This window comes from Paenibacillus sp. V4I3 (assembly GCF_030817215.1).
Taxonomy (GTDB): domain Bacteria; phylum Bacillota; class Bacilli; order Paenibacillales; family NBRC-103111; genus Paenibacillus_E.
This window is the reverse complement of sequence record NZ_JAUSZA010000001.1, coordinates 3,975,885-4,000,131: the sequence shown is the minus strand read 5'-3', so window position 1 is coordinate 4,000,131 and position 24,247 is coordinate 3,975,885. Positions and strand designations below refer to the sequence as shown.

The following is a 24,247-nucleotide window of genomic DNA, read 5'->3' as shown; positions in this document are numbered from 1 at the left end:
AAACTCACATCCCTATAATCAATAGGAGTAATTTATGACTATTGACCTATAAATGAAGGGTATTGTAATATTTTGGAGAATACGTACCTACACAATATATCAGGAGGGTACATCATGGCAAGAAGAAGGCGTAAAAAGCAAACGTTTGAAGATATGATTATTGAAATTCTCTTCAAATCATTAATTGGGTGTGTGTTCTTTGTAGTGTTTAACATTGGTTTTATGGGTAAGTACGCCCAACCAATTGGTGGTTCATTTCTAAATGTAGTTCTCATTATACTAATTGTCGTTCTAGCAATTTCGTTAGGTATCTATCTTGCCAGCATAAAAGCTAAACTTCAAAGAGCCAACATCAACGAAATAGATAATATGAGTGGCACTATGTTTGAACGATACTTAGAACAGTTCTTCAAACGTCAAGGTTGGGAAGTAAAACGTACTGGTGGTCAAGGAGATTATGGTGCTGACCTTATTTTAAAATCAGCTACAAAGAAGGTAATCGTTCAAGCGAAGCGTTGGAAGCAAAACGTAGGTTATGAAGCGATACAACAAGCCTACTCTGCCAAAGATGTATATAAAGCAACAGAAGCTTGGGTTATTACAAACAGCAGGTTTACAGAGCAAGCTAGGGATGGTGCCAAGCGACTAGGTATTAAGTTATGGGACAGGGATGTTCTAATTGAGCAGATGGCTGGTGTCAATGCTTCTCAAACTATAAAAGTTTCAGAACAAGAACAACAAATTGTAACCACTATTCGTGAAGTCGCGGCTACTTCTTATGATGAAAATAATAACGTATGTGCAAGCTGTAGTAAGCCTGTGACACAGAAGGTGAAAGATTACTGTTTGGCGAACCCTAAACGTTTTAATAATCAAATACTGTGCTATGAACATCAAAGAAGTTAAGGAGAGATAACCATTTGTTAATCAGCAGAGTTTCTATAAAAGGCTTAAAAAGCCTTTTATATGTATCCCTTAAATTCGAAGAATTTAGTGTTATAATTGGTAAAAATGATATTGGAAAGTCAAGTACACTAAGAGCATTAGATATTTTTCTAAACGATTTAAAACCAAGTAGGGAAGAAATATCGCATGGGGAGAATAAACTAGAGATTTCAATAACCTTTAAACTAACTGAGGAAGAACTTGGGAATGAAGAATTTTATAGCTTGGTAAAATCATATCTCGATAGTGATAAGTTAGAAGTAAAGAAAATAATTTTCCTTGACACTAGTGATGCAACTAAACTCAAGACAGCAGAAGTATATATGAAAGATGATAAACTTAAAACAGCTGATTGGAAAAAAATATCATCCCACCTTCCTCAATTCATTTATGTGGAATCAATAAGAGATATTGATAAAGCTACTAAATTAACTTCAGGTTCTATACTTGGAAAACTCGTTATGCCTTTAGTTCTAAAGAAAAAAGAAGTAACTGATAGTGTACAAAAACTAAAATCAATAATATCTAATAATATAGGTTCAATTGTTGAAGATATTGAAGGTTATTTAAAGGAACAAACTGCTGATGTACATAAGTTAATCCCACAGTCTAATGTGTCTATTGATAAAGCAGTAGAAATGGACTTACTCGTAAATGATGGATTCAGTACAACATCAATCAGCGGTAAAGGTTCAGGTATCCAAAGTTCGTTGGTAGTTTCATTATTTAGGGCTTATGCAAAACATCATATTGGTAAAAATCTTATCTTTGGCATCGAAGAACCAGATGCTTACCTGCATGTTGGAGCACAACGAAAAATATTTCATTCCCTTCAATCGATTACAGCAAATGATGGTCAAGTTATTCTTACAACGCATTCAACTGTATTTATAGATAGAGGTAACCTAAAGGGAATCACGCTTCTAAAGCGTAATGAATACGGGAAAGTTACTGCAAAAAGAATAAAGCAAGATAGGGACATTAGCATTATTCAAGAGAACCTTGAACTAAGAAATAGTGACTGGCTACAATGGGATGCCATCTTAATGGTTGAGGGTGGAACTGAAGAAACAGTTATTGATATTTGGGCAAAGAAGCTAGGAATTAATTTAGATAGCATAGGCATCAAAATTCTTGTTATTTCTGGTAAGGATAAGGCACTCTATTTTGCCAATGCAAAGATTCTTGATGACTTAGGAATCCCATATGCTGTACTTCTGGATTCTGATGATAAAAACCCAGACGAGTTTGCAGAATACTTGATTAAAAACACTAATCTAAAGCGTGAAAGTTGTTTTATCTTGGACAAAAGAGAAATCGAGAATTATTATCCAAAACATGTGTTACAAAAGGTTTTTCATGATAAGAACTTTGAATCCATCAGTTTTGGTGATAAAGATGATGTTAAAGATCAACTATTAAAAATTATTAAAAAATCACCCGAATCTATAGGTAGAAAAGTTGCTTTAGAAATGATTGAATCTGAAATTCCAACCAAGATTAAAAATGCAATACGAACTCTTGGAGATAGAATCCTAGAACAGAGTAAATCGTCTATAATACAACGCCAAGTAGCAGCAACCGATGAACAGTAATTTTTCACGCCTAAGAGCCATCAGTTATAATTACTGGTGGCTACTTTTATGCAAAAAAATTATACAAAAAATGACTACTTAGTATATTGGTATATCCACTAAATAATCGCTGGCTTATACTACTCACAACCAACACTTTCATTATCTTTAATATTATACGCACCTTCTGCCTTAGCTTCTGTTCAATTATTATAGTAAACGTTTGAATTACTACCACCACTATTAGGTGTTAGCTTAATCGTAGGCTTAGGAGTTGCAGTTGGTTCTTCTGGTGTAGATATTCACGTCTGTGCAAGTTTGGTAAGCAAGTAACACAGAAGGTCAAAGATTGCTGCTTGGCAAACACAAATGCTTTATAACCGTATTCTGTGCTATGAGCATCAAAAGAACTAATAACTATTTAACTAAATATAGAAGAGGAGTTGACACCTAAAGCAACTCCTTTTTATTTTGCATCACTTACAAATAAATGGTAATTCATTTTATTTGACACCTGTACATACAATATGGTAAGATTTAATGTTTTATTGAATTTATTAATACCTTGTGCTATATTGCTATTGAATATATTAACTAACAATGATTTGGTTAGGGATGAATCATAACATGACCAGTTATCAAAAAGAGAAATCTCTCATGGCAGTTTTCTGTGATGCATCCTGTGATGATCTAAAATGTGTGATTGGCTTAGGAGTTTGCTTGGCAGGAATGGGTAAACAAATTAATGAATCAGAACTAAGACTTGTAACGATTCCTGACCCATTATACGGCGAGTTGTTAGCACTTGAATTTAGTCTTAATATCATAGCTAAATTGTTGGAAACCAGAATAATTTCTACTGAAATCTTGGAAAGGGTTATTTTTTTTTTCTGACTGCAACATAATCAAAAGATACCTTAATAAGACCATAGCCGCCAAAGAACTGTACATAGACGTTATTGATAAAATAGTTGACCTCCTTGAAATGCTAACTGCAACCTATCCTCAAATTGCGTTCAACGTCAAATATACTGGACGCCGAAAAAGTTTAGCATACTACAAAACTGCTCATAACACCGCTAGGAAGGCTATTGGAAAATAAAGAATGGAGGAATAAGAATTTTGAATCAAAACGGCATATTAGCTTTTTCTATTTATTTCCCCAAAGCAGAAAGACAAATTGATATTAATTTAGGTGATTATCTTCTAGTCCATAAAACAAGAAGCCACATGATTTGTAGAGTGAATTATGCTAACAAACAAGCAAGGAAAATCGGATTATCTGGAACTTTAAGAACAAATGAATGGCGAACAATTTTCTTTGATATATTTGATTCTATGTGTCCACTAACCAATAATCGGTTTCCTGAACATGTTCTAAGCTTAGGTCATGCTGTACCTTTAAACTGGGCACAAAAAGGAAGCAACTATGGAAATGTATTTCCGATATGGAATAAACTAAACGAATCAATGAAGGATTCCTCAATTCTTAGGGATTTGTCTATTCATGATGTTACAAGAGAAAATCATAATAAACTGATAACTACTCTTGCATCGAATAATAATTTAACTGAAGAACAATATAGAGAGTTTTATACTGCTTGTTACAATGTGAGAAAGCAACAACGTTTTCTTGGAAACATGAAAGGCAAATATAAAACTGACCGTAATAAACGTTTCTCTGAGAACTTAAATGATAAATTAATGATAACAAAGCGTTGCATAGATCAACTTGGTATTAGCAAATTACATGATTCAATAAAAAACCATTTCTCACATAAGTGGGGTCAATCGACAGAATTGGATATTGCCTTAAATTCAAATGCTCTTAAGAACGGTGGTGTTGTGAGATCAATCTTCAGAAGTAATAACAAAACGGAGTTTTTTATTGCAACTGACTTGGAACGAAAAGTAACTTTGGTCATGCATGTAGCTGACGTATAGAAAACGTTGATCGAGCCAATAACTTTCATACACTAGGAGAGATAATTATGGACGATAGTAATAAACCAAAGCAGACGAACTGTAACGACTCATCTGTACTAAAGGGTAATGATCTACTTTCCTTGATAAATTCCTTAAAAAAGACCGACACGCCAAAATCGAAACTCCGTCGCCAAAGAGCACAAGAACGGTTGAAAAAAGCAACCAACAAGAATAAGTAATTTTATTCAGGGACAAAGCCAATGTATCAGAAAAAGTGTTCAAGGAAACCGTTATAGAGATACCTATTTTAAGTTAGAAGAATGTATCGTCAAAGGCTATTATGTATGTAGAGATACCGACCGACTTATAGACGAAACAGCTTTAATCAATAAATTAATGCCTACATGCAATAATCATAAAGCTTATTATAGAATCAAACGTTAATTCCTTTTAAGTAGTCATACTCGAAAGCCTTCTACAATGTAAAGGAAGGCTTCTCAAATATCTAACCAACCCTAATCTCTTGAACGCCAACAAGGCTTCCTAGACGCTCTGATAACATAGGCACAACTTCTTGATTGTGCCTTAATGAAACTTCTCTTTATTGAACTATTAAATTCCCCTACTTTTTTGTTCGAGCAACCACGCATATAGTTCTTGGTTACCCAATGTTTCCATCATTATGTCATGTCCAAGGTCAGGGTAAACAGTTAATCTTACTATTCCTTGATGTTTTTCTACCGCAGTTACCATGTCCATCATTTGTTCTAATGGGATAATCTCATCTTTGGCTCCATGAAAAGCCCATATTGGTATATCTTTAAGTTTATCTGCTTTCGATATTTGTCCACCTGAACTTAATGGTACAATTGCTGTAAACGCTTTTGGATTATGGATAGCTAAATCCCAAACGCCATATCCGCCTAAACTGTATCCAATTAAATAAATTCGACTTAAATCTATTCGATGATTAGTTGTAAGTTCGTCTACCAAAGCGACAACTGCGTCACGCTCCATATTCCAATACGATTCACTAGGACATTGGGGCACAGCTACCACGAAAGGTAATGATAATTTACCTTCATTGACTATTTCAAGCAGTCCATAATTACATAGCTGGGTTACATCCTCACCCCTCATATCCATACCATGTAAAAAGATAATCAGTCCCCAATCACGACTTTGGTCTTCATACCCTTCTGGAAAAGAAATGAGATAGTCTATCTGTACTTTCTTTGTTATTTCCACACTACAGGTTTTTGGCTGTACAGTCATTAAAGTAGTCCTTTCAATCTGATTTTATAACGCATTTCCAAAAATTAGTATTGGTTATAACCTTATTTCCTTACACGAAATCCATGTCTAATAATCATATACCAATATACTTAGCCCACAACAACATTAGAGTAGAAACCTATGCAACGCTAATCCTTTATCTCTATTCTATTTCCTTCAGGGTCAATGATAACGCCTATCTTGCCCCAATTAAACGAATGTACATCAACCTCAACACCACGATTCTTTATTTCAAGAATCGTATTTTCGAAATCGTCAACGTTGAATCTTATCACTATTGGATTTTGCTCTCTAGTTTTTGGTGAAGCTGAAGCAATGCCATTATCCTCTATCATTAGATAACTGCCACCAAAATCCAGTACAGCTAAATCACTTTTTTGTCCACGAATTTGAAGTCCAATCTTTTCAGTGTAAAACTTTAAGGCTTGTTCGTAGTGTTCGCAAAATAAGATGATACCTGATTCACGTAGTTGCACTATCCATTCCTCCCTTAGTCAAAACTTCTCTTTATTAAGCGTTCTTACATTTTGTGATACTAGAGTATCAAGAATCTTGCCAATCTCTTCCCAATTTCTCACTCTTGTTATTCTTTCATGTTGACACTCTTGATTATACGGTTTATCAATCAACAGTACGTTGATACCTCCATCAGCTAAGGATAGGGCATGTGTTGGATGGTCTTCGATAAAAAGTGATACCCCATTTAACGTTGCACATTCTAGCTTCCCATTCTCAAATTGCGATGCACATAGTGAAGATTCAACCACAATACCATTTTCTTTAATCCACTTTTTTGCGGATTCCATCCATTCAATCGGTCTTCCAGTCATAATTGTAAATTTCATTTTATCGACTAACCTAGATAGTGTTTCCTGTAAGGAAGGGTATGGCTCCTTGGTTAATGATAAAAAACTCTTGAAATTCTTCAAAACTCTGCCCATAAAGTTCGGATATTTCGTAAATAGTAACTTCGTCGAACATAATATTACGATTAAGTTGTTTATTAAGAACACTCACAATAGATTTCCTTGTATCCATTAAAGTATCATCAAAGTCCAATCCAATATGTATCACTAATTTCCACTCTCCTACTCAGATAAAATCCATGTTTTATTTAACTTCAAGATGTTGGTTTCCATGAAAAATCTTTAGAATAAACTCTCTAGCTGGAACTTCTAATTTGTTGTATTGACTTAAAAAAGCCTTGTTCTCATATGAAGTTTCTTTTAAATGGACTTCGATACATTCTCCAATATCTAATATTGCATAGCGAGCAAGAGGCTTATCATAACAACCGAGCGAGCCAGGATTCAAATAAAATCTCTGTGGGGATTCAAAAAAATGCAAATTATGCTGATTCAACAGGATTTTTGAGTAACTCTCCTTCTTGTTTCAGCCAGTTAAAGAAAACCTTAATGTTACGAATATAGTTATTTATTGTGATCGATGAAACCTCTTTCTTATAGTCTGTTCTCTTTTCAGGAAAATTAACAAGTTTCGATGACTCCCGATTAACTACAGTATACTTCCCACGTTCTTGCACATATGAAACATACTGCCTGATATGACCTGTCCGAACTTCTTTTATCTTATCAACATCATGCACATTCTTTAAATAGGCAACAAATAACTTTAATGATTGTTCGTAAGATGAAAGTGTCTTGCGCGATAAATTCTTGTTCTGACAATACGTTATAAAATCTTCAACATAAAACTCCAATTCTGATAACTTCATACAAAATCCTCCATCTCTTTTTTCGGCAAATTAAAACCCAATAAACCAAAAAGGTTTATTGGGTGAGATGGGAAAAGTTTATAGGCTTCAAAACAAGTTTATTGGTTTTCATATATTACGTGTAAGTAATTTCCAAATCCTTAAATCCGAGATATTACAAAGATTCTAACCCTCTCAAGAAACCTTATGCTCGATGCGAAGCTTATCAGCAACCATCGCGATGAACTCCGAATTGGTCGGTTTGGACTTCGAGATGTTAATCGTGTATCCGAAGATAAACGAAATTGAATCAATGTTGCCGCGCGTCCAAGCGACTTCAATCGCATGACGGATGGCGCGCTCAACGCGGCTAGGTGTAGTCTTGTACTTCTCAGCAATAGCTGGGTACAAAGTTTTGGTGATAGCACCTAGGATTTCGATATTATTGTAAACCATCGTGATCGCTTCGCGAAGATATTGATATCCTTTAATATGCGCAGGAACGCCGATTTCATGTATGATGCTGGTGATATTAGCATCTAAGTTTTTCCCTTTAGGCATATGTACAATATTTGCACGTGATGTTGAAGTGGTTGCGGATGCTTGATTGTTACCAACAAGCTGGCGTATACGGTTCGTTAGCGTTTCCATATCAAAAGGCTTGAGAATGTAGTAAGAGGCTCCAAGTTGCACAGCTTTTTGAGTGATATTTTCTTGCCCAAAAGCGGTTAGCATGATGATTTTCGGTTGTGTGGGAAGATTCATCTCACGCATTTTTTCAAGTACACCCAGGCCATCCAAGTGAGGCATAATAATATCTAAAATGAGTACATCCGGCAATTCACGTTGTTGCTCAAGAAAACGAAGAACTTCGTTACCGTTCTACGCCACTCCTACAATTTCCATATCCTCTTGCTCACCAATGAACTCTGATAATAAATGGGTAAACTCACGATTGTCATCTGCTAGTAACACTTGAATTTTTTGCAAAATAAAATCCTCCTTTAGCTACTCATACAAGTTGGTATTTCTCTCTTAAGTAAAGGTATTCGACACCTCAACTTAAATTCCTTCTGTCGAATATTATTTTTCTTTTCTTTTAATTCACTTTCTTATATAATAATATATTTATCTTCTATATCCAACATTTTTCGACAAATTCACATGAGGCCGTGTTTTTCCTTGTAGAATGAGGTTAAAATAAAATAAAGAATCAAAGGCTTCTAGCTCGCCTTTGATTCTTTGTAAGAGGCTCCTGAAGAAGGTCTAAGAATAATACCTGAGTCCTGAAGCATCCACTCTATGAAACAACCGTAACCACTTGTAGGATCATTCACAAATACGTGAGTAACGGCTCCGATTAACTTGCCATTCTGGATAATAGGGCTGCCGCTCATCCCTTGAACAATACCGCCTGTTTTATCTAACAACCGCGGATCTGTTATTTTAATAACCATACCCTTAGTACCTGGTATGTCTTGTTTGGATACATGGACAACTTGAATGTCAAATTTTTCGACTTTCTGTCCTTCCACGACCGTATAAATTTGAGCAGGTCCTTCTTTTACTTCTTCAGCGAAAGCAACAGGTATAGCTTCTTTGTCCAAGCTGTGGTCAGGAGCAGCATACATTTTTCCAAAAATACCGAATGCCGTGTTTCTTTCGATATTACCAATGACTTTACTATCTTTATACAAAGTAGCATGTTTCTCGCCGGGATCTCCATTATGGCTTTTAGAAATAGAGGTCACATTAGAGTACACAATATCGCCGTCACCAACGATGATAGGCGTTTGGGTATCCATATCCGTGATAACATGTCCCAGTGCCCCGTACACACCTTGATCTGGTGCGTAGAAGGTTAGAGTACCAACACCCGCAGCTGAATCCCGAATATACAGACCTAAGCGATAAGACTTATCTACGACGTCATAGACAGGCTGCAGCTTAACAATAATCTCTTCATTGTTACGAAGGATTTTTAGCTCCAGGGGTGTTTTGCTTTCTCCGGATTTGGCTACAAGATCGGCAACCTTACTAACATCCTTGGAATCTTTGCCATTGATCTTAGTAATTAAATCACCAACTTGAATTTTCGCTTCTTCACCAGGTGAAACTTTTTGGTCTTGGGCAACAGTTACTAAATGATGACCTACGACCAAAATACCGGCAGACTTAATTTTCACACCGATTGTTTGACCACCTGGGATGACTTTCAAATCCGGTACTACGTTTACTTTAACTGTCTTGATGGGGATTGCACCGAACAGCTTGAGCTTCATTTCTGTTTGCCCAGAGTGATCGGATTGCAAAGAGATGGGTTCTTTCAAATTAACTTGAAATGAGTGCTTGGCATTGCCGTTTACCTTTACAATATCCGTATCTTTTACCGTGACTTGGGCGTTGACCGGCATTGTTAATTGGAGCTGCTTCCCCTGCCCGCTGAATAAGCGAAGTTCCTGAGGGAAGGAGGCAAAGCTTTGAAAAGGCGGAGACAAACTTACCATACAAACGAAGAAGACGAGCAGGAGTCCGAACAATCTTTTTCTTTTGCTGGATTGCAATATCTTCACGCTCCTTCACACTTCCTTGAGCCTTGACGATTGTCGTCGTCAAATGCGTACCTTTAAGTTAACCCCACTCTCTCCGTTTTATAACTGAAAATGCTGACTATCTATACTTTCATGCCCTTGCTTTCTTATTTCTTGCCATGGCAAGCATTTCCCCTGCATGATGCAGGGTGGTTTCCGTCACTTCAACTCCGCCAAGCATTCTCGCTAATTCCTCAATTCGTCCAGAATCCGGCATATCTTGAACACGTGTAAACGTTCGTTCTTGATCCACTTCTTTCCGAATATAGAAATGAACATCAGCGAAACTAGCCACTTGAGGTAAATGCGTAATCGAGAAAACTTGGCAGTTTGTTGACAAAACGGACATTTTTTCTGCAATAGCTTGCGCCGCGCGGCCACTTACACCTGTATCTACTTCGTCGAAAACAAGGACAGGAATTTGATCAATGCGTGCAAATATCGTTTTCATCGCGAGCATAATACGTGAGAGCTCCCCGCCAGAAGCAATTTTACTAAGACCGCGTAACGGCTCTCCAGGATTGGGGGCCATGAGAAACTCAATCTGGTCGATCCCTTGCCGTGAGTAACGTACTTTGTTTCCTTCAACAAGAATGCCTCGTTCGTCAAGTGTTTGTTCCACTTGTACACGGAACTGCGTGCGTTCCATCTGCAGATCACGAAGTTCATGCTCAATTTGGCTTGCAAGCTGTTCAGCAATCCCTTTGCGTAAATTGGAAAGATCCAAAGCCGCTACGCCCAACTGCTTTTCTTCGGCCGCAAGCTTGTCCTCTAATTTACGAATATGCTCATCTTTATTTTCAATGGTATCGACTTCACTTTTAATTTTATCCAAATAAACGAGTATTTCTTTAATATTCTCTCCATATTTTCGCCTGAGAGACGTGATCATATCTAATCTTTGTTCAATAAAATCCAAACGCGAAGGGTTAAACTCGATGCCATCTCGATAATCACGCAGTTGATAAGCGGCGTCTTCCATCTGATAATACGCGGATTGCGCTTGCTCGAGAAGAGGACTTAGCTTCGTTGGATCAAGTTGAACGATATCCTGCAGTCTGGAAACCGCCTTTCCGGCAGCATCTAAGCCACGATTCGTCGCATAGAGGAAATCATAAGCCTCGGAAGAACTTTGAAATAGTTTTTCCGCGTTAGCCAGTTTTCGCTTCTCTTCGATTAAGGTCTCATCTTCCCCCATTTTTAGTTTTGCAGCCGAAATTTCATCGATTTGAAAACGATATAAATCTAGCATTTGAAGCGCTTGTTTGCTTGTTTCTTGAAGCTCTCGCAGCTCTTTTTGCAGTTTCATATATTGATCATAGCTAGCTTGATAGTTTTTTTTCGCAGCCTCAACTTCAGAATCACCGAATAAATCGAGAGAATGAATATGTTCATCTACATTCAGAAGGGATTGATGTTCATGCTGACCATGAATATTAACCAGCCACTCCCCTGTTTTGCGCAGCATCGTCAAGTTGACCAGTTGACCATTAATGCGGCTGGAGCTTTTACCCGTTGCGGTGATTTCTCTACGAATAAGCAAATGCTCACTGGCATCTGCACTTATGCCGAGTTCTGTAAGCGTATGCCAAACCGGATGCGTGGATGGTAATTCAAACATTGCTTCTATCTCTGCTTTATCTGCACCGTAACGTACCAATTCCGAAGATCCTCTACCGCCAACAATAAGTGTTAAAGCATCGATGATGATCGATTTACCTGCGCCTGTTTCTCCTGTTAGGACATGAAAGCCAGCTTTGAAACGAATATGTACATGTTCAATAACAGCCAAATTACGAATCGAAAGTTCTGTAAGCATGTGCTCCTCCTGAAATTAAGATAGTAATGACATAACATCATCCACAAAAGTGAGGCTGTTCTCTTTGCCGCGGCAAATCACAAGAATGGTATCATCTCCGCAAATCGTCCCCATGACACCGCTCCACTCTAGATTATCAATAAGTGCGCAAATCGTGTTGGCTGTACCTGGTAAACATTTCATCACGACAAGATTGTCGGTATGGTCAATGCTAACAAAATGGTCACTCAATGCTCTTCGTAGTCTTTGCATCGGATTAAATCGCTGATCAGCCGGCATGGAGTACTTATATCTGCCATCATCCAAGGGAACCTTAATCAGATGAAGCTCTTTGATATCACGTGAGACTGTCGCTTGTGTGACATGAAAGCCAGCAGCCCGAAGAGTCTCCACCAATTCATCCTGCGTCTCAATCTCGTGATTCGTAATTATCTCTCTGATTTTTACATGTCTTTGACCTTTCATCCTTACACCTCTATATGAAATGTGATTTTTTTAATTTTGTTTAGAGCCATATCCACATAAAGCACGCCATCAGTTTCTGGATAAATCAGACTATAGGCTAGCAGCATATCACGAACAGCGCTTCCTGTCATTTCAAGTGGTTTACGTTCCTTTGCTACTTTCACGATGTAAATTTGTTCTTCTTTCTGGGCAAAATAATCGATGAATAGCCGGCTTTCCAGCTGTTCTCTTTCGTTGATCGTCATGCTGATAGGAATTTTGGTTTTACCGGCAAGCACATCAAAGCCAGCTCCTTCAAGCAGCTCCACGACTTCATCCTGAGGTATTTCTGAGCGTCTAGGAATCCTTCTTCGCTTCTTATTTGGTCCGTCTAGCCACCTTTGGAAGCGCCAAAAGATAATGCCAACAACTATGATCAGGATTAACAAAATGACTTTAACATCGCCTTGTTCCATGTCCTTCACCTCGCCATAGTATTCGCGGATTTACCCGGAAAATCCTTCTTTATGAAGCAAGGGTAAACGAACTCTATATATAAAACTGATACTTTCCTATCTACTGAAAAAACCCATCTCTGGGCCGCAAAAAGGCGTTCTCAAAGATGAGTTTATTTGCCATGCAATTTTTGTGCTTCTTTGACCGTCCCTGCAATCAAATCTTTCAGAGAAGAAGCGTCAGCAAGAGAAGCATCCCCATCTGTATCAATAGACCAATAGGCAAGGAATTCAATGTTCCCTTCCCCTCCTGTGATTGGTGAGTATGTCAGTCCTTTCAAGCGAAAGCCTAACTCTTCTGCAAAAGTTAACACTGTGGTGAGCACATCCACATGCACATCAGGATCGCGTACAACACCGGATTTTCCAACTTTCTCTCTACCTGCCTCGAATTGAGGTTTAATGAGCGCAACCACTCGTCCCTGATCTAACAAGATCTCCTTCAATGGCGGTAAAATAATTCTCAACGAAATGAAAGAAACATCAATGCTTGCAAATGTTGGCCGTGGACCGTTCAAATCCTCCATTTTCGTATAGCGAAAATTCGTTCTCTCCATAACATGAACACGTTCGTCATTACGAAGCGACCAATCCAATTGATTATAGCCAACATCGACGGCGTACACAGAGGCAGCACCATTTTGCAGAGCACAGTCTGTAAATCCGCCTGTTGAGGCTCCGATATCAAGCATAACTGCTCCATTTAAATCGATATCAAATTGTTTCAATGCCTTCTCTAACTTAAGGCCGCCTCTACTTACATAAGGATGAAGCGCACCTTTCACTTTCAATACAGCTTTCCGGCTGATCTTCATACCCGCTTTATCTACAGGTTCTTCATCAGCACAAAACAAGGCCTGCCATAATGGCGGCCTTTGCCTTTTCTCTGCTTTCGAAATAGCCTTGCTCAAGAAGCAATAGATCTAATCGTTCTTTATCCGATGACATTGTATTTGTGTTACTCCTATTCTTATCATCCATAGCCTAAGCTCGTTGTCGTTTACGTGGCACTAGCTTCTTCACTTCAGTGACTAAGTTTTGTGTGGTAAGTCCAACTTCTTCACGTTGTTCCTTCACGCTTCCATGCTCAACGAAGTAATCCGGGATACCCATTATTTGCACGTGTAGTCCAACGACACCTTTGGCTGCGTAGAATTCTACTACGCTGCTGCCAAGTCCGCCTTGGATAGAACCTTCTTCCATCGTGATGATTGGAATAGACTCACTCGCTAGCTGGAGTAAGTAGGCTTCATCAAGCGGTTTGATGAATCGTGCATTGACAACGCGAAGGTTGATGCCTTCCTTAGCCAATTGTTCGGCTGCCTCTTCGGCAATCTGCACCATCGGCCCAACTGCAAGTACAGCAGCATAATCCCCATCACGCAATGTCTCCCATGTACCGATTGGAATCGCCTTTGGAGTTTCAACGATACTCGATCCCGTTCCGCTGTTTCTTGGATAGCGGTATGCGATAGGTCCATCATTGTACTCAAGAGCAGTCTGCATCATATCTCTTAATTCACGTTCGTCCTTAGGCATCATAAGAACCATGTTCGGCAGCGTCCGTAGAAATGAAATGTCGTATACACCATGATGGGTCTCGCCATCTGGACCTACAAACCCCGCACGGTCAATAGCAAATGTAACATTCAGCTTCGGACGGCAAATGTCGTGGACGACTTGGTCGTAAGCTCTCTGTAGAAAAGTGGAATACACCGCAAATACTGGTTTCAAGCCTTCACTCGCAAGACCTGCACATAGTGTTGCCGCATGCTGCTCCGCAATTCCGACGTCAATCATCCGATTGGGGAACTGCTTCGCGAACTTCAGTAACCCAGAGCCTCCAGGCATAGCTGGAGTAACAGCAACAATTCTGGAATCCTTCTCAGCAAGCTCGATTAACGTATTCCCGAAAATTTCTGTATACATGGGGGGACCTACGGATTTAAGCACCTGACCTGATTCGATCTTGTAAGGTCCTGGACCATGCCAACTGTGCGAATCCTGTTCGGCTGGCGTATACCCTTTACCCTTGGTCGTTACGACATGAACAAGCACAGGACCGTTAACTTTCTCAGCCTGTTTAAGCGTATCGAGCAACACTGGCAAATTATGTCCGTCTACAGGCCCAATGTAAGTGAACCCTAATTCCTCAAACCAAACACCGTTTAATACAAAATATTTGAGACTGTCCTTCAGCTTTTCCGCGGTTTTGGCCAAGGTGCCGCCGATGGCAGGAATTTTCTTAAGTAAATGTTCAACTTCTTCTTTGGCCTTCAGATAATGACGATCCGAACGAATTTTGCTCAAATAATTATGAATAGCCCCGACATTGGGCGCAATCGACATTTCATTGTCATTCAGAATGACCATAATATTTTTCTTCTCATGACCAATGTGGTTCATTGCTTCTAACGCCATACCGCCGGTAATCGCCCCATCACCAATAACGGCAACAACTTTATTGTGTTCACCTTTAAGATCGCGAGCCATCGCCATTCCCATTGCGGCTGACAGCGAAGTACTGCTATGCCCGGCTTCCCAGACGTCATGTTCACTTTCAGAACGTTTTACGAATCCACAAAGTCCCTTGTATTTGCGAAGAGTATCGAATTTATCTTTGCGACCAGTTAAAATTTTGTGTACGTAAGCTTGATGACCCACATCAAAAATAAATTTATCATACGGGCTGTGGAACAAGGTATGTAAAGCAATGGTGAGCTCAACCACACCTAAATTGGAGGACAAGTGTCCACCTGTAACGGACAGCTTCTCAATCAGAAATTGACGGATTTCACCAGCCAATGTCTCAAGCTCCGTCAAGGATAAACGCTTCAAGTCCTCAGGCCGATTGATTTGTTCGAGCAGCACGCTTGTTTCCTCACTTTCAATGTGAAAATACTGAGATCGATTTCACCATTATATCATAAATTGGGTATTTCGTGTAAAACGACAAAAACGCAAGGGGAATCATACATTCAATAACGGATTAATGATCTCTCTGCATTAAGTAATCCGCCAGTTGGAGAAGCCTTTCTGGGTGTGCTATCTGTGCACGAAGCAGTGCTTCTTTGGCGTGATTCGTCAAATCCTTAACCTTCTGCTCCGAAGCATCGATCCCGATAAAAAAGGGATAAGTTACTTTTTGCTGCTTCTCATCGCTCTTTACAGGCTTACCTAACTTCTTCTCATCACCGATAATATCCAAAATATCATCCTGAATTTGAAAAGCAAGACCAATGGCATTACCGAATTCACTAAGTGCACCCAACTGTGCATCCGTTGCGCCAGCAATATGACCGCCAGCACGTAAAGAGAAAACAATGAGATCACTCGTCTTATGCGTATGAATGAAAGCTAATTCTTCAAGCTTTGTAATGCCTTGCTCTCCAAGCATATCAGCAGCTTGACCGCCAACCATACCTCTAGCGCCTGCATAAATGGCAAGCTCTTCTGTGATGGCCAACACACGTTCTGCTGGAATGCCATGGCCTTTATGGGCTTGCGTAATGCTGAAGAAAGCATGAGTCAGCAATGCATCGCCAGCTAGAATGGCCATGGCCTCACCGTACACCTTATGATTCGTCAGCTTGCCTCGGCGATAATCATCATTATCCATTGCTGGCAAATCATCATGAACCAGGGAGTAAGTATGAACCATCTCAATGGCTAAAGCAACAGGCATCGCTGCATCTAGGGAACCCCCAAGCACTTCAGCTGCTGCTAGCACCAGAATGGGACGCAAGCGCTTGCCTCCAGCCATTAAGGAATAATTCATGGACTCACGAAGAGAACCCGGAACATCCCATGCTGCAGGCAGCGCTTGGATTAATGCCGCTTCAACCATATCAGCATGGGAAGCTATATATTCATGAATGGTAGACGTCTTATTCAACCTAATTCCCCTTATCTTCCAAGACAGGTTGGAAAGGCTTCCTGCTCACAGTACCCGATTCACCTTCAACCAGCATCTCAATTTTCTTCTCCACTTGTTCAAGCTTCACACCGCACAGATGGGAGAGCCGAACGCCTTCTTGATAAAGCTCAATGGCTTTCTCCAAAGGCACATCGCCGCTTTCCAATTGGGCAACTATGCGCTCCAACTGCTCAATGGCCAGTTCAAAGCTAACTTCCGTTTCACTCGTAGACATCTTTGTTCTCCTCCATCCCCGATACCTGACAATTCAATCTTCCGTCCTTGAGACGAATCTTAACGAAATCTCCAACCTTCACTTGGGAGACGGAACGAATGAGCTCCTGCTCTTGTTCGTCGTACGCCAAGCTGTAGCCCCGCTGCATGACCTTTAGCGGGCTGAGGGCGTCCAAATGACGGACGCCGGACTGCCACTCCTGCTTCTTCGTACGCAGGAGGGTCTGCATGGCCGTGAGCATCTGCCGCTTGGAAGTATCCAAGCGCCGCCTTGCCGACACGGCCTGCTCTTTGGGATTGAAGCTGGATAAGCGGCGCTCCAGCTTCAATCGCCGTTCCGCTAGCAGCGTTAGGCGCTGGCGCATGCGGTAACCGAGCTGCTCCGCAAGCCGGTCGAGTCGCTCCGCTGGCTGCATCAGCAGCTGCCTGCGGGGGTTCGTCAGGAACGGGGAGCGCTTCGCGCGCTCCAGCCGTTCCTGCTTGCGGCGCAGCTGCTGGAGCAGCCCGTAGTGCAGCCGCTGCGCAAGCTGCGACAGCTGCTGCTTCAGCTCGAGGTGATTCGGCACCGCGAGCTCAGCCGCCGCCGTAGGCGTCGGCGCTCTCAGATCGGCGACGAAGTCCGCGATCGTGAAGTCCGTCTCGTGGCCGACGGCCGAGATGATGGGAATCGCGGAGGCGCAGATAGCCCGCGCAACGGCTTCCTCGTTGAACGCCCAGAGCTCCTCGAGCGAGCCGCCGCCGCGGCCCACGATGAGCACGTCGGCTTCACCGAGCCGGTTCATGGCTTCGATCGCCTTAACGATCGAAGGGCCTGCTTGCGCTCCCTGTACCAGTACCGGGTACAGAAGAATCTGGACCGACGGGTAGCGGCGCTGCAGCGTGATGATGACATCACGCACAGCAGCCCCTGTCGGAGACGTAATCACGCCGATCGCGCGCGGAAACCGAGGAATCGGTTTCTTGCGCTCCGCCGCGAACAGTCCTTCCCCTTCGAGCTTCTTCTTGAGCTGCTCGAAGGCCATATACAAACTGCCGATGCCATCTGGCTGCATCGCCGTCACATAGAACTGATACGCTCCGTCTCTTTCATATACGGAAATATTACCGCGAGCGATCACTTTCGTTCCCTCTTTCGGTAAAAAACCGAGCTTCTGGTTATGAGAAGCAAACATGATGCTTTTTAGTCTGCCATCCGCATCTTTCATCGTAAAATACATATGACCGCTGGAATGGTGAGTGAAATTAGAGATTTCCCCACGAACCCAAACATCCTGCAGACGGGAATCGCCCTCTAGCATGAGTTTAATATACCGGTTCAAATCCTTAACAGATAAAATCTTCGTCTCGTTTCTCGCCATACTCCTAATTAAACGCTCACATTCGCTTTAGCTGCGCGACTAGCTGCATCAACCGTGTTGCGAAGCAGCATGGTAATCGTCATTGGACCTACGCAACCTGGTACGGGTGTGATTGCACTTGCAATCTCTTTTACCGCTTCGAAATCAACATCCCCTGTCAGTTTACCGTCAGCAGGACGATTCATCCCCACATCGATAACGACAGCACCAGGCTTCACGTGTTGAGCTTTAATCAAATGAGCTTTACCAACAGCAACAACAAGAATATCCGCTTGTTTCGTGATTTCCTCCATATTCGGAGTACGAGAGTGGACAACGGATACCGTCGCGTGCTCGCGCAGAAGAAGCATAGCCATTGGTTTGCCTACGATGTTGCTTCTTCCTACAACTACAGCGTGCTTACCAGCTATTTCGACTCCTGTGCGTTTTAGAATTTCGATAACACCATGCGGTGTACATGGTTTCATACCGTCTTTGCCAATCATCAAGTTACCGACATTAATAGGGTGGAAACAATCCACGTCCTTAAGCGGATCAATTTCATCAACAACTGCTTCTTCATTGATATGCTTAGGCAGCGGTGATTGAACAAGAATGCCGTTAATTCGGTTATCGCTATTAAATTTATGAATAAGTGCAATTAACTCTTGCTGCGTTGTATTTTCCGGTAAACGATGTACTTCGGAATAAATCCCTACATCATCGCAGGCTTTCGCTTTATTTCTTACATATACCTGTGAAGCCGCATCTTCTCCCACAATAACAACGACAAGACCAGGCTGGTTGCCTTGCGCAGTAAGCACGGCCGCATCCGACCTGATCTCCTCACGGATGGAACTCACGAGTTCTTTCCCATTAATAACTTTTGCAGACATGTTATTTCCCCCTAAGAGTTTTGTGAAAAACGTTTGCTATGGCTATATATAAATGGTTGAATAATCAATGTTAATTAGGACGGTGTTACTTTGCCCTTTAAATCTTCAACTTCTTTAATCATTTTACCAAGTACACCGTTAACGAACTTGCCTGACTCCTCCGTGCCATAATGCTTGGCCAAATCAATCGCCTCATTGACGACAACTTTAGGTGGAACATCATCTCTGTACAGCATTTCATACACAGCCAAACGCAACACTTCACGATCAATCCGTGAGAGCCTGTCCATCGCCCAACCTTTTAAGTACTCTTCAAGCAGTTCATCAATTCTAACTTTGTTACTGTATGTACCCTCAACGAGTTCAACAATGTATAGAGGGTCAATTTTATCTCCGGAAAAATTCAACTCTGTTTCATTATCATGCTCTGCTTCATGAATCGCAATTTGGACAGCTTCCTGAGGTGTAGCCTCATTCATCTGGATTTGGTAAAGGCTTTGTACGGCAATTTCTCGTGCAATTCTGCGTTTCATTGTGGTCCTCCTAAAAGTTTTCGCCAGAAAACTGACTTCTTAAGCAATCATGGATGTAACTCGTCCTAAAAAACTCTTTTTACTAGTATACGTCATATTGGAATGAATCCAAACAAAAAAATCCATGGTAGAACCAGGGATTTTAGCGAAACATTCTCCATTTTTGCGTGAGATAGCGCCAAATGTCTTCAAGAATGACGAAACTTTCTTTCCGATCCAGTTTGTTCCCTACATAAAGGCCGAGCAGAACAATGAATCCAAAGATCAACATATCCCAAAAACCAAAAAATAAATAAATGAAGCCGAAGAAAACGCCTGCTGCCACTCCGATCACTTTGCCCCTATGGGACTCCCACAGCTCATTCCACATGAGTGGGTTCACCTCTATTCGACTCGGCTTTTAAAAGTTGGGGCTGATTGCACGATGTTCGCTACGAATACGGTTACGGAAGCTACAGGAATGCCAGTAATATCTTCGATGTAACTTTTCACAGTACTTTGCATCTCTTCAGTAAGTTCAGGAATCGAACTTTCCCCATCTACAATGGTTCTGATCGTAATTTCTAGACCTGATTGATTCACCCTAACACGGGCACGTAGATCTTTGGCACCTTTGGTGCGACCAGCAGCTTTCAAAGATAAATTCTCAACCGTTTCTATCGAGATGCGAATATCTCCGAAATCCGTTCGTTGATCGATGGATGGCGCTTGAGAACGACCGCGGCGCAGCGTTAAAATGAGGAAACGAACAGAGATCAACAGCATGATCAAACTGATGATAATCGCTGGGTATGCAAAGCTTTTTTCGAAATAAAAATTACTTAGCATTTGACCTGCTTGTTCTAACGGGATCCAGCTCGAAGCTGTGAACAAAACAACGATAGAAGCAACTAGAATAATTAGGCTATAGAGAAGTAGCAAGAGCCTGTCCACAATTTTACCCACGTAAGCTTGTCCCCTTCCTATAGTTAGAGGAAACCCCCTGCAACCTGTAGGGGGTTTCAATTGATCCATATGGATGCAGCAATTCCGCCTATTTCACACGATGGGCAGCTGCTGTTTCTTCTTCAACCGGTTTATCTACCTGTTTAAAATGAACATCATGAATATGAACGTTAACTTCAACAACGTTTAAGCCTGTCATCGATTCAATTGCCTGCTTCACATTTTGTTGAATGTCGCTTGCAACTTCAGGAATCCGATTGCCATATTCAATAATGATGGAGACGTCAATGGCTGCTTCACGTTGTCCGACTTCTACCTTTACGCCTTTGGACAAATTCTTACGTCCAAGCAATTCAGCAATGCCGCCAGCTAATCCGCCACTCATCCCCGCTACTCCTTGCACTTCCACCGTTGCCAAGCCGGCAATGATTTCGATAACCTCGGGGGCAATTTGGATGCTGCCCATGTCTGTTTTGACGTAATCCGGAGCGATTGTGCTCATTGTGGCACCTCCTTAGAGTTTTGCGCCAGCAAAACTGGCGTCGTAAGCATAACTGAGTTTGTGAAACAAACTTGTTTCATAAGCATTCCCTTGCTTGATCCATGGTTTGGATAAGCCATCTTAATTTATTACTATACCATTTCACCAAAAATATGACAAATGTTTGTCTAAGATTCTGGATCATTCACATCATGTTCTTCCAAGAACTTAATATCATGGTCACCCTTGATAAATTTCTTGTGCTCAAGCAGCTTTAAATGGAATGGAATCGTCGTGTTCACACCATCCACCGCAAACTCGGTGAGCGCTCTTTTCATGCGGGCAATCGCTTCTTCTCGCGTATTTCCCCAAACAATAAGCTTAGCGATCATGGAATCATAGTGTGGCGGGATTGTGTAGCCCGGATATACCGCGCTGTCAACACGAACACCAAAACCACCTGGCGGCAAGTAAAACTTCACTTGACCCGCTGAAGGCATAAAGTTCCGATTCGGATCCTCCGCATTTACACGACACTCTATAGCCCATCCATTAATGCGGACGTCCTCTTGTCCAAAAGATAATGGATTACCTTCTGCAACATGAATCATCTCTTGGATGATATCGATTCCTGTAATCATTTCGGTTACGGGATGCTCAACCTGAATTCTCGTGTTCATTTCCATGAAATAGAAATTCCCATCAGGGCCAAGTAGGAACTCAAGAGTTCCAGCACCGGAATAATTAACGGCTTTCGCTGCACGAACGGCTGCTTGCCCCATCGCTGTGCGTGTTTCAGCTGTCAGAATTGGGCAAGGAGCTTCCTCAACAAGCTTCTGTCTACGGCGCTGTACGGAACAATCACGCTCACCTAAGTGAACAACATTACCGTGTTTATCAGCAATAATTTGAATTTCAACATGCTTCATGCCAGTCAAGTATTTCTCCAAATATATACCTGCGTTGCCAAAAGCATTTTGTGCTTCTTGCTGCGCTGCCGTAATTTGCTGTACGAGTGTTTCCTCGTTCTCAGCAATACGTATACCTTTACCGCCGCCGCCTGCAGTCGCTTTAATGATAATCGGGTAACCGATATCTCTAGCAATGACGATCGCGTCGTCAATGTTCTCAACCAAACCGTCCGAACCTGGAATGATCGGTACTCTCGCTTCTTTCATCGTTTGCTTGGCAACCGCTTTATCACCCATCCGGCTTATCGCATCTGGGGATGGACCAATAAATGTAATATTGCAGCTTTCGCAAATTTCAGCGAAGTCCGCATTTTCTGCTAAGAAGCCATATCCCGGATGGATCGCATCACATTCTGTTAGCGTAGCAACACTCATCAAGTTCGTGAAGTTCAAATAGCTGTCCTTGGAGGCTGTTGGCCCAATACAATAGGCTTCGTCGGCTAGACGCACATGAAGCGCATCGCGATCAGCTTCTGAATAAACAGCCACTGAATAAATGCCAAGCTCGCGACAAGCTCGGATAATACGAACAGCAATTTCTCCGCGGTTCGCTATTAGGATTTTATGAAATTTCATTATTTTTCCTCCTAAGAGTTTTCCGTTAGGAAAACTTGCATCATAAGCGTGTATTGAGTTTTGCTCAAGCAAAACTGCGTCATAAGCATAAGCTTACTAATCGCTTACTCTGGTCTAACTAAAAATAAAGGTTGACCGTACTCAACAAGCTGACCGTTATCTACGAGCACTTCAACGATTTCACCTTTAATTTCAGCTTCGATTTCATTCATCAATTTCATAGCTTCCACAATACAGACGACGTTTTTGTCGCCTACTTTAGAGCCAACACTTACGAAAGGAGCAGAGCCAGGAGAAGCAGACTGATAGAAGGTTCCTACCATCGGTGAAACTATCTTATGTAAAGATGAGTCCTCTTGCTTAGCATGTCCAGTAGTCGCAGGGATCGAAGCTTCGAGAGCGGCAGCAGGTGCTGTGTTAGCAATGCTTGCTTGACCGATCGGAGCATACGTGTGTTGAACGGGGGCCGTTACATAGACAGACTCCGTTTTATTCGGCTTGCGAATAGAAAGGCGTGCACCTTCATTTTCGATTTCAAGCTCTTGTAAAGAGGATTGATCGACGAGTTTGATCAACTCTTTGATTTCACTCAATTTAAACATTCATGTCACTCCTTCAAGGTTGGTGAACCAGTAAAAAATGCGGTTTCATAGCCGCAACGTATGTATTATACCCATAAACGCAAGAAATGGAAAGAGTCCAGTTTGTCCGGACCCTTTCCATTGCCATCCCCAGCAGGCTAAACTCACCTCTTTTTACTAAGGACGAACATATTGAATCTTAATATTTTCCGGACCTGTACCAAGCTCTTTCATTACCATATCAACGATCGTTACACCTTGGCTTTTCTCCAATTTATCGCTTTGAACTGTCACTTTCCACTTGTTTCCATCTTGATTAATAATGGCTTGCGGGAAGTCTTTCATAAGCACATCTTGTAAATTTTCTACTTTTTCTTGAATATCTGTCAGCTTCGCTAAATCATTTGTCGCTTTAGCTACAGCTTCAGGTGTCTTCTTAGAATCGATAATGATTTCCATTAAATCCGAGGATGTTTTGCTGAAATAATCTCTTTGTTTCATTTGCTCATTCGTGAAATAATCGCTAGCTGATGTCGTTCTCGCTTGCTCCTCAACGATCTTCAGAACTTGATCATCCGTTTTAGCCGTATCTGGTTTAGTCGCTTTGGAAGCATCTTGCGTCGTTGTTGTTTTAGCATCGGTTTTAACATCTGTTTTTGCGTCTGTTTTTGTTGAATTTTGCGGTGTCACAGCTTTCGTGTCGACTTTTGCATCTCCACCAGTTGTCGCTTTCACATCTGTTTTAGCTGCGTTCGCAGGGTCAACCTGGCTCATATCAATCTTCACTTCTTGCGTTTTATTGATCGTTTCCGTTGTTGCTAAATCAAGCTTATTAACATCCTCTGTGAACAGATAATAAGCGGAAAGCACCACCATTAAACTAAGCATAGAAACGAGCCAAATTGTTTGTCTTTTCGCATTCATTGAAATTCCTCCTCAATTTTGATTTACTG

General features: G+C 41.3%; 25 protein-coding genes and 2 pseudogenes. 4 read left to right on the top strand and 23 right to left on the bottom strand.

All coding sequences use genetic code 11. The features are described 5' to 3' along the window. Positions 1-114: 114 nt before the first annotated feature. The 4 genes from QFZ77_RS18260 to QFZ77_RS18245 all read left to right on the top strand — a co-directional run bounded on the left by QFZ77_RS18260 (position 115) and on the right by QFZ77_RS18245 (position 4,463). Positions 115-906 (top strand): restriction endonuclease, encoded by a 792-nt coding sequence (locus tag QFZ77_RS18260; protein ID WP_307441627.1) that lies wholly within the window; start codon positions 115-117, stop codon positions 904-906. Positions 907-920: 14 nt separating this feature from the next. Further along, positions 921-2,540, top strand: coding sequence for an ATP-dependent nuclease (locus QFZ77_RS18255; RefSeq protein WP_307441625.1), 1,620 nt, complete (start codon positions 921-923; stop codon positions 2,538-2,540). Between the two features lie 606 nt (positions 2,541-3,146). Beyond that, positions 3,147-3,413: a hypothetical protein gene (locus tag QFZ77_RS18250; protein ID WP_307441622.1), complete on the top strand. Its 267-nt coding sequence runs from the start codon at positions 3,147-3,149 to the stop codon at positions 3,411-3,413. A 228-nt stretch (positions 3,414-3,641) separates the two neighbouring features. Beyond that, on the top strand, positions 3,642-4,463 hold the full coding sequence (locus tag QFZ77_RS18245) for a hypothetical protein (RefSeq protein WP_307441620.1): 822 nt from the start codon (positions 3,642-3,644) through the stop codon (positions 4,461-4,463). 594 nt (positions 4,464-5,057) lie between these two features. On the opposite strand, the gene QFZ77_RS18240 is transcribed toward QFZ77_RS18245, so the two are convergent. The 23 genes and pseudogenes from QFZ77_RS18240 to QFZ77_RS18135 all read right to left on the bottom strand — a co-directional run bounded on the left by QFZ77_RS18240 (position 5,058) and on the right by QFZ77_RS18135 (position 24,218). Next, complete coding sequence (locus QFZ77_RS18240) at positions 5,058-5,720, bottom strand: carboxylesterase family protein (RefSeq protein ID WP_307441619.1); 663 nt, start codon at positions 5,718-5,720, stop codon at positions 5,058-5,060. Positions 5,721-5,869: 149 nt separating this feature from the next. Beyond that, entirely contained in the window at positions 5,870-6,217 is a 348-nt protein-coding gene (locus tag QFZ77_RS18235; RefSeq protein ID WP_307441617.1) for a VOC family protein, read from the bottom strand. An 18-nt stretch (positions 6,218-6,235) separates the two neighbouring features. Then, on the bottom strand, positions 6,236-6,586 hold the full coding sequence (locus QFZ77_RS18230) for a hypothetical protein (protein WP_307441615.1): 351 nt from the start codon (positions 6,584-6,586) through the stop codon (positions 6,236-6,238). 13 nt (positions 6,587-6,599) lie between these two features. Then, positions 6,600-6,815: an HAD hydrolase-like protein gene (locus QFZ77_RS37850; RefSeq protein WP_373462620.1), complete on the bottom strand. Its 216-nt coding sequence runs from the start codon at positions 6,813-6,815 to the stop codon at positions 6,600-6,602. A 274-nt stretch (positions 6,816-7,089) separates the two neighbouring features. Further along, positions 7,090-7,476, bottom strand: coding sequence for a site-specific integrase (locus QFZ77_RS18225; protein ID WP_307441614.1), 387 nt, complete (start codon positions 7,474-7,476; stop codon positions 7,090-7,092). Between the two features lie 174 nt (positions 7,477-7,650). Continuing rightward, positions 7,651-8,445: pseudogene (gene spo0A, locus QFZ77_RS18220) on the bottom strand (sporulation transcription factor Spo0A). 233 nt (positions 8,446-8,678) lie between these two features. After that, positions 8,679-10,019, bottom strand: coding sequence for a SpoIVB peptidase (gene spoIVB, locus QFZ77_RS18215; RefSeq protein ID WP_047673952.1), 1,341 nt, complete (start codon positions 10,017-10,019; stop codon positions 8,679-8,681). A gap of 118 nt (positions 10,020-10,137) precedes the next feature. Continuing rightward, complete coding sequence (gene recN / locus QFZ77_RS18210) at positions 10,138-11,865, bottom strand: DNA repair protein RecN (RefSeq protein ID WP_307441613.1); 1,728 nt, start codon at positions 11,863-11,865, stop codon at positions 10,138-10,140. A gap of 15 nt (positions 11,866-11,880) precedes the next feature. Beyond that, positions 11,881-12,330, bottom strand: coding sequence for a transcriptional regulator AhrC/ArgR (ahrC, locus tag QFZ77_RS18205; protein ID WP_307441612.1), 450 nt, complete (start codon positions 12,328-12,330; stop codon positions 11,881-11,883). 2 nt (positions 12,331-12,332) lie between these two features. Continuing rightward, positions 12,333-12,785, bottom strand: a complete 453-nt coding sequence (locus tag QFZ77_RS18200) for a hypothetical protein (RefSeq protein ID WP_307441610.1) — start codon at positions 12,783-12,785, stop codon at positions 12,333-12,335. Between the two features lie 152 nt (positions 12,786-12,937). Next, a pseudogene (locus QFZ77_RS18195) lies at positions 12,938-13,772 on the bottom strand (TlyA family RNA methyltransferase). Positions 13,773-13,808: 36 nt separating this feature from the next. Beyond that, positions 13,809-15,695, bottom strand: coding sequence for a 1-deoxy-D-xylulose-5-phosphate synthase (gene dxs, locus QFZ77_RS18190; RefSeq protein ID WP_307441608.1), 1,887 nt, complete (start codon positions 15,693-15,695; stop codon positions 13,809-13,811). 118 nt (positions 15,696-15,813) lie between these two features. After that, complete coding sequence (locus QFZ77_RS18185; RefSeq protein WP_373462751.1) at positions 15,814-16,671, bottom strand: polyprenyl synthetase family protein; 858 nt, start codon at positions 16,669-16,671, stop codon at positions 15,814-15,816. Positions 16,672-16,720: 49 nt separating this feature from the next. Continuing rightward, entirely contained in the window at positions 16,721-16,975 is a 255-nt protein-coding gene (gene xseB / locus QFZ77_RS18180; protein ID WP_057306412.1) for an exodeoxyribonuclease VII small subunit, read from the bottom strand. Continuing rightward, complete coding sequence (gene xseA, locus QFZ77_RS18175; RefSeq protein WP_307441607.1) at positions 16,962-18,332, bottom strand: exodeoxyribonuclease VII large subunit; 1,371 nt, start codon at positions 18,330-18,332, stop codon at positions 16,962-16,964. Before xseA ends, xseB begins: the two co-directional genes overlap by 14 nt. Before the next feature lie 8 nt (positions 18,333-18,340). Further along, positions 18,341-19,207, bottom strand: coding sequence for a bifunctional methylenetetrahydrofolate dehydrogenase/methenyltetrahydrofolate cyclohydrolase FolD (folD, locus tag QFZ77_RS18170; protein ID WP_307441606.1), 867 nt, complete (start codon positions 19,205-19,207; stop codon positions 18,341-18,343). Between the two features lie 74 nt (positions 19,208-19,281). Beyond that, positions 19,282-19,740 carry a transcription antitermination factor NusB gene (gene nusB, locus QFZ77_RS18165; protein WP_307441605.1) on the bottom strand — a complete coding sequence of 153 codons (459 nt, stop codon included), beginning with the start codon at positions 19,738-19,740 and terminating at the stop codon, positions 19,282-19,284. A 142-nt stretch (positions 19,741-19,882) separates the two neighbouring features. Further along, complete coding sequence (locus QFZ77_RS18160) at positions 19,883-20,110, bottom strand: DUF2273 domain-containing protein (protein WP_307441604.1); 228 nt, start codon at positions 20,108-20,110, stop codon at positions 19,883-19,885. A gap of 14 nt (positions 20,111-20,124) precedes the next feature. After that, on the bottom strand, positions 20,125-20,685 hold the full coding sequence (gene amaP / locus QFZ77_RS18155; protein WP_173184387.1) for an alkaline shock response membrane anchor protein AmaP: 561 nt from the start codon (positions 20,683-20,685) through the stop codon (positions 20,125-20,127). 88 nt (positions 20,686-20,773) lie between these two features. Then, positions 20,774-21,187: an Asp23/Gls24 family envelope stress response protein gene (locus QFZ77_RS18150; RefSeq protein ID WP_057306418.1), complete on the bottom strand. Its 414-nt coding sequence runs from the start codon at positions 21,185-21,187 to the stop codon at positions 20,774-20,776. 167 nt (positions 21,188-21,354) lie between these two features. Then, positions 21,355-22,713, bottom strand: coding sequence for an acetyl-CoA carboxylase biotin carboxylase subunit (accC, locus tag QFZ77_RS18145; RefSeq protein ID WP_307441601.1), 1,359 nt, complete (start codon positions 22,711-22,713; stop codon positions 21,355-21,357). A 104-nt stretch (positions 22,714-22,817) separates the two neighbouring features. Then, the gene (accB, locus tag QFZ77_RS18140; RefSeq protein ID WP_057306420.1) at positions 22,818-23,315 is read right to left on the bottom strand and encodes an acetyl-CoA carboxylase biotin carboxyl carrier protein; all 498 of its coding nucleotides are present in this window, start codon (positions 23,313-23,315) and stop codon (positions 22,818-22,820) included. 156 nt (positions 23,316-23,471) lie between these two features. After that, positions 23,472-24,218, bottom strand: a complete 747-nt coding sequence (locus QFZ77_RS18135; protein WP_307441599.1) for a SpoIIIAH-like family protein — start codon at positions 24,216-24,218, stop codon at positions 23,472-23,474. Between the last annotated feature and the right edge of the window lie 29 nt (positions 24,219-24,247).

What these genes read in the sequence shown, in the direction of transcription:
- accC (WP_307441601.1), bottom strand. Translation starts at nt 22,713, where the DNA reads ATGAAATTTCATAAAATCCTAATAGCGAACCGCGGAGAAATTGCTGTT.
- QFZ77_RS18135 (WP_307441599.1), bottom strand. Translation starts at nt 24,218, where the DNA reads ATGAATGCGAAAAGACAAACAATTTGGCTCGTTTCTATGCTTAGTTTA.
- QFZ77_RS18200 (WP_307441610.1), bottom strand. Translation starts at nt 12,785, where the DNA reads ATGGAACAAGGCGATGTTAAAGTCATTTTGTTAATCCTGATCATAGTT.
- xseA (WP_307441607.1), bottom strand. Translation starts at nt 18,332, where the DNA reads ATGGCGAGAAACGAGACGAAGATTTTATCTGTTAAGGATTTGAACCGG.
- folD (WP_307441606.1), bottom strand. Translation starts at nt 19,207, where the DNA reads ATGTCTGCAAAAGTTATTAATGGGAAAGAACTCGTGAGTTCCATCCGT.
- QFZ77_RS18230 (WP_307441615.1), bottom strand. Translation starts at nt 6,586, where the DNA reads ATGAAATTTACAATTATGACTGGAAGACCGATTGAATGGATGGAATCC.
- xseB (WP_057306412.1), bottom strand. Translation starts at nt 16,975, where the DNA reads ATGTCTACGAGTGAAACGGAAGTTAGCTTTGAACTGGCCATTGAGCAG.
- QFZ77_RS18250 (WP_307441622.1), top strand. Translation starts at nt 3,147, where the DNA reads ATGACCAGTTATCAAAAAGAGAAATCTCTCATGGCAGTTTTCTGTGAT.
- QFZ77_RS18260 (WP_307441627.1), top strand. Translation starts at nt 115, where the DNA reads ATGGCAAGAAGAAGGCGTAAAAAGCAAACGTTTGAAGATATGATTATT.
- nusB (WP_307441605.1), bottom strand. Translation starts at nt 19,740, where the DNA reads ATGAAACGCAGAATTGCACGAGAAATTGCCGTACAAAGCCTTTACCAA.
- QFZ77_RS18240 (WP_307441619.1), bottom strand. Translation starts at nt 5,720, where the DNA reads ATGACTGTACAGCCAAAAACCTGTAGTGTGGAAATAACAAAGAAAGTA.
- QFZ77_RS18150 (WP_057306418.1), bottom strand. Translation starts at nt 21,187, where the DNA reads ATGAGCACAATCGCTCCGGATTACGTCAAAACAGACATGGGCAGCATC.
- QFZ77_RS18185 (WP_373462751.1), bottom strand. Translation starts at nt 16,671, where the DNA reads ATGGTTGAAGCGGCATTAATCCAAGCGCTGCCTGCAGCATGGGATGTT.
- ahrC (WP_307441612.1), bottom strand. Translation starts at nt 12,330, where the DNA reads ATGAAAGGTCAAAGACATGTAAAAATCAGAGAGATAATTACGAATCAC.
- QFZ77_RS18225 (WP_307441614.1), bottom strand. Translation starts at nt 7,476, where the DNA reads ATGAAGTTATCAGAATTGGAGTTTTATGTTGAAGATTTTATAACGTAT.
- recN (WP_307441613.1), bottom strand. Translation starts at nt 11,865, where the DNA reads ATGCTTACAGAACTTTCGATTCGTAATTTGGCTGTTATTGAACATGTA.
- accB (WP_057306420.1), bottom strand. Translation starts at nt 23,315, where the DNA reads ATGTTTAAATTGAGTGAAATCAAAGAGTTGATCAAACTCGTCGATCAA.
- QFZ77_RS18160 (WP_307441604.1), bottom strand. Translation starts at nt 20,110, where the DNA reads ATGTGGAATGAGCTGTGGGAGTCCCATAGGGGCAAAGTGATCGGAGTG.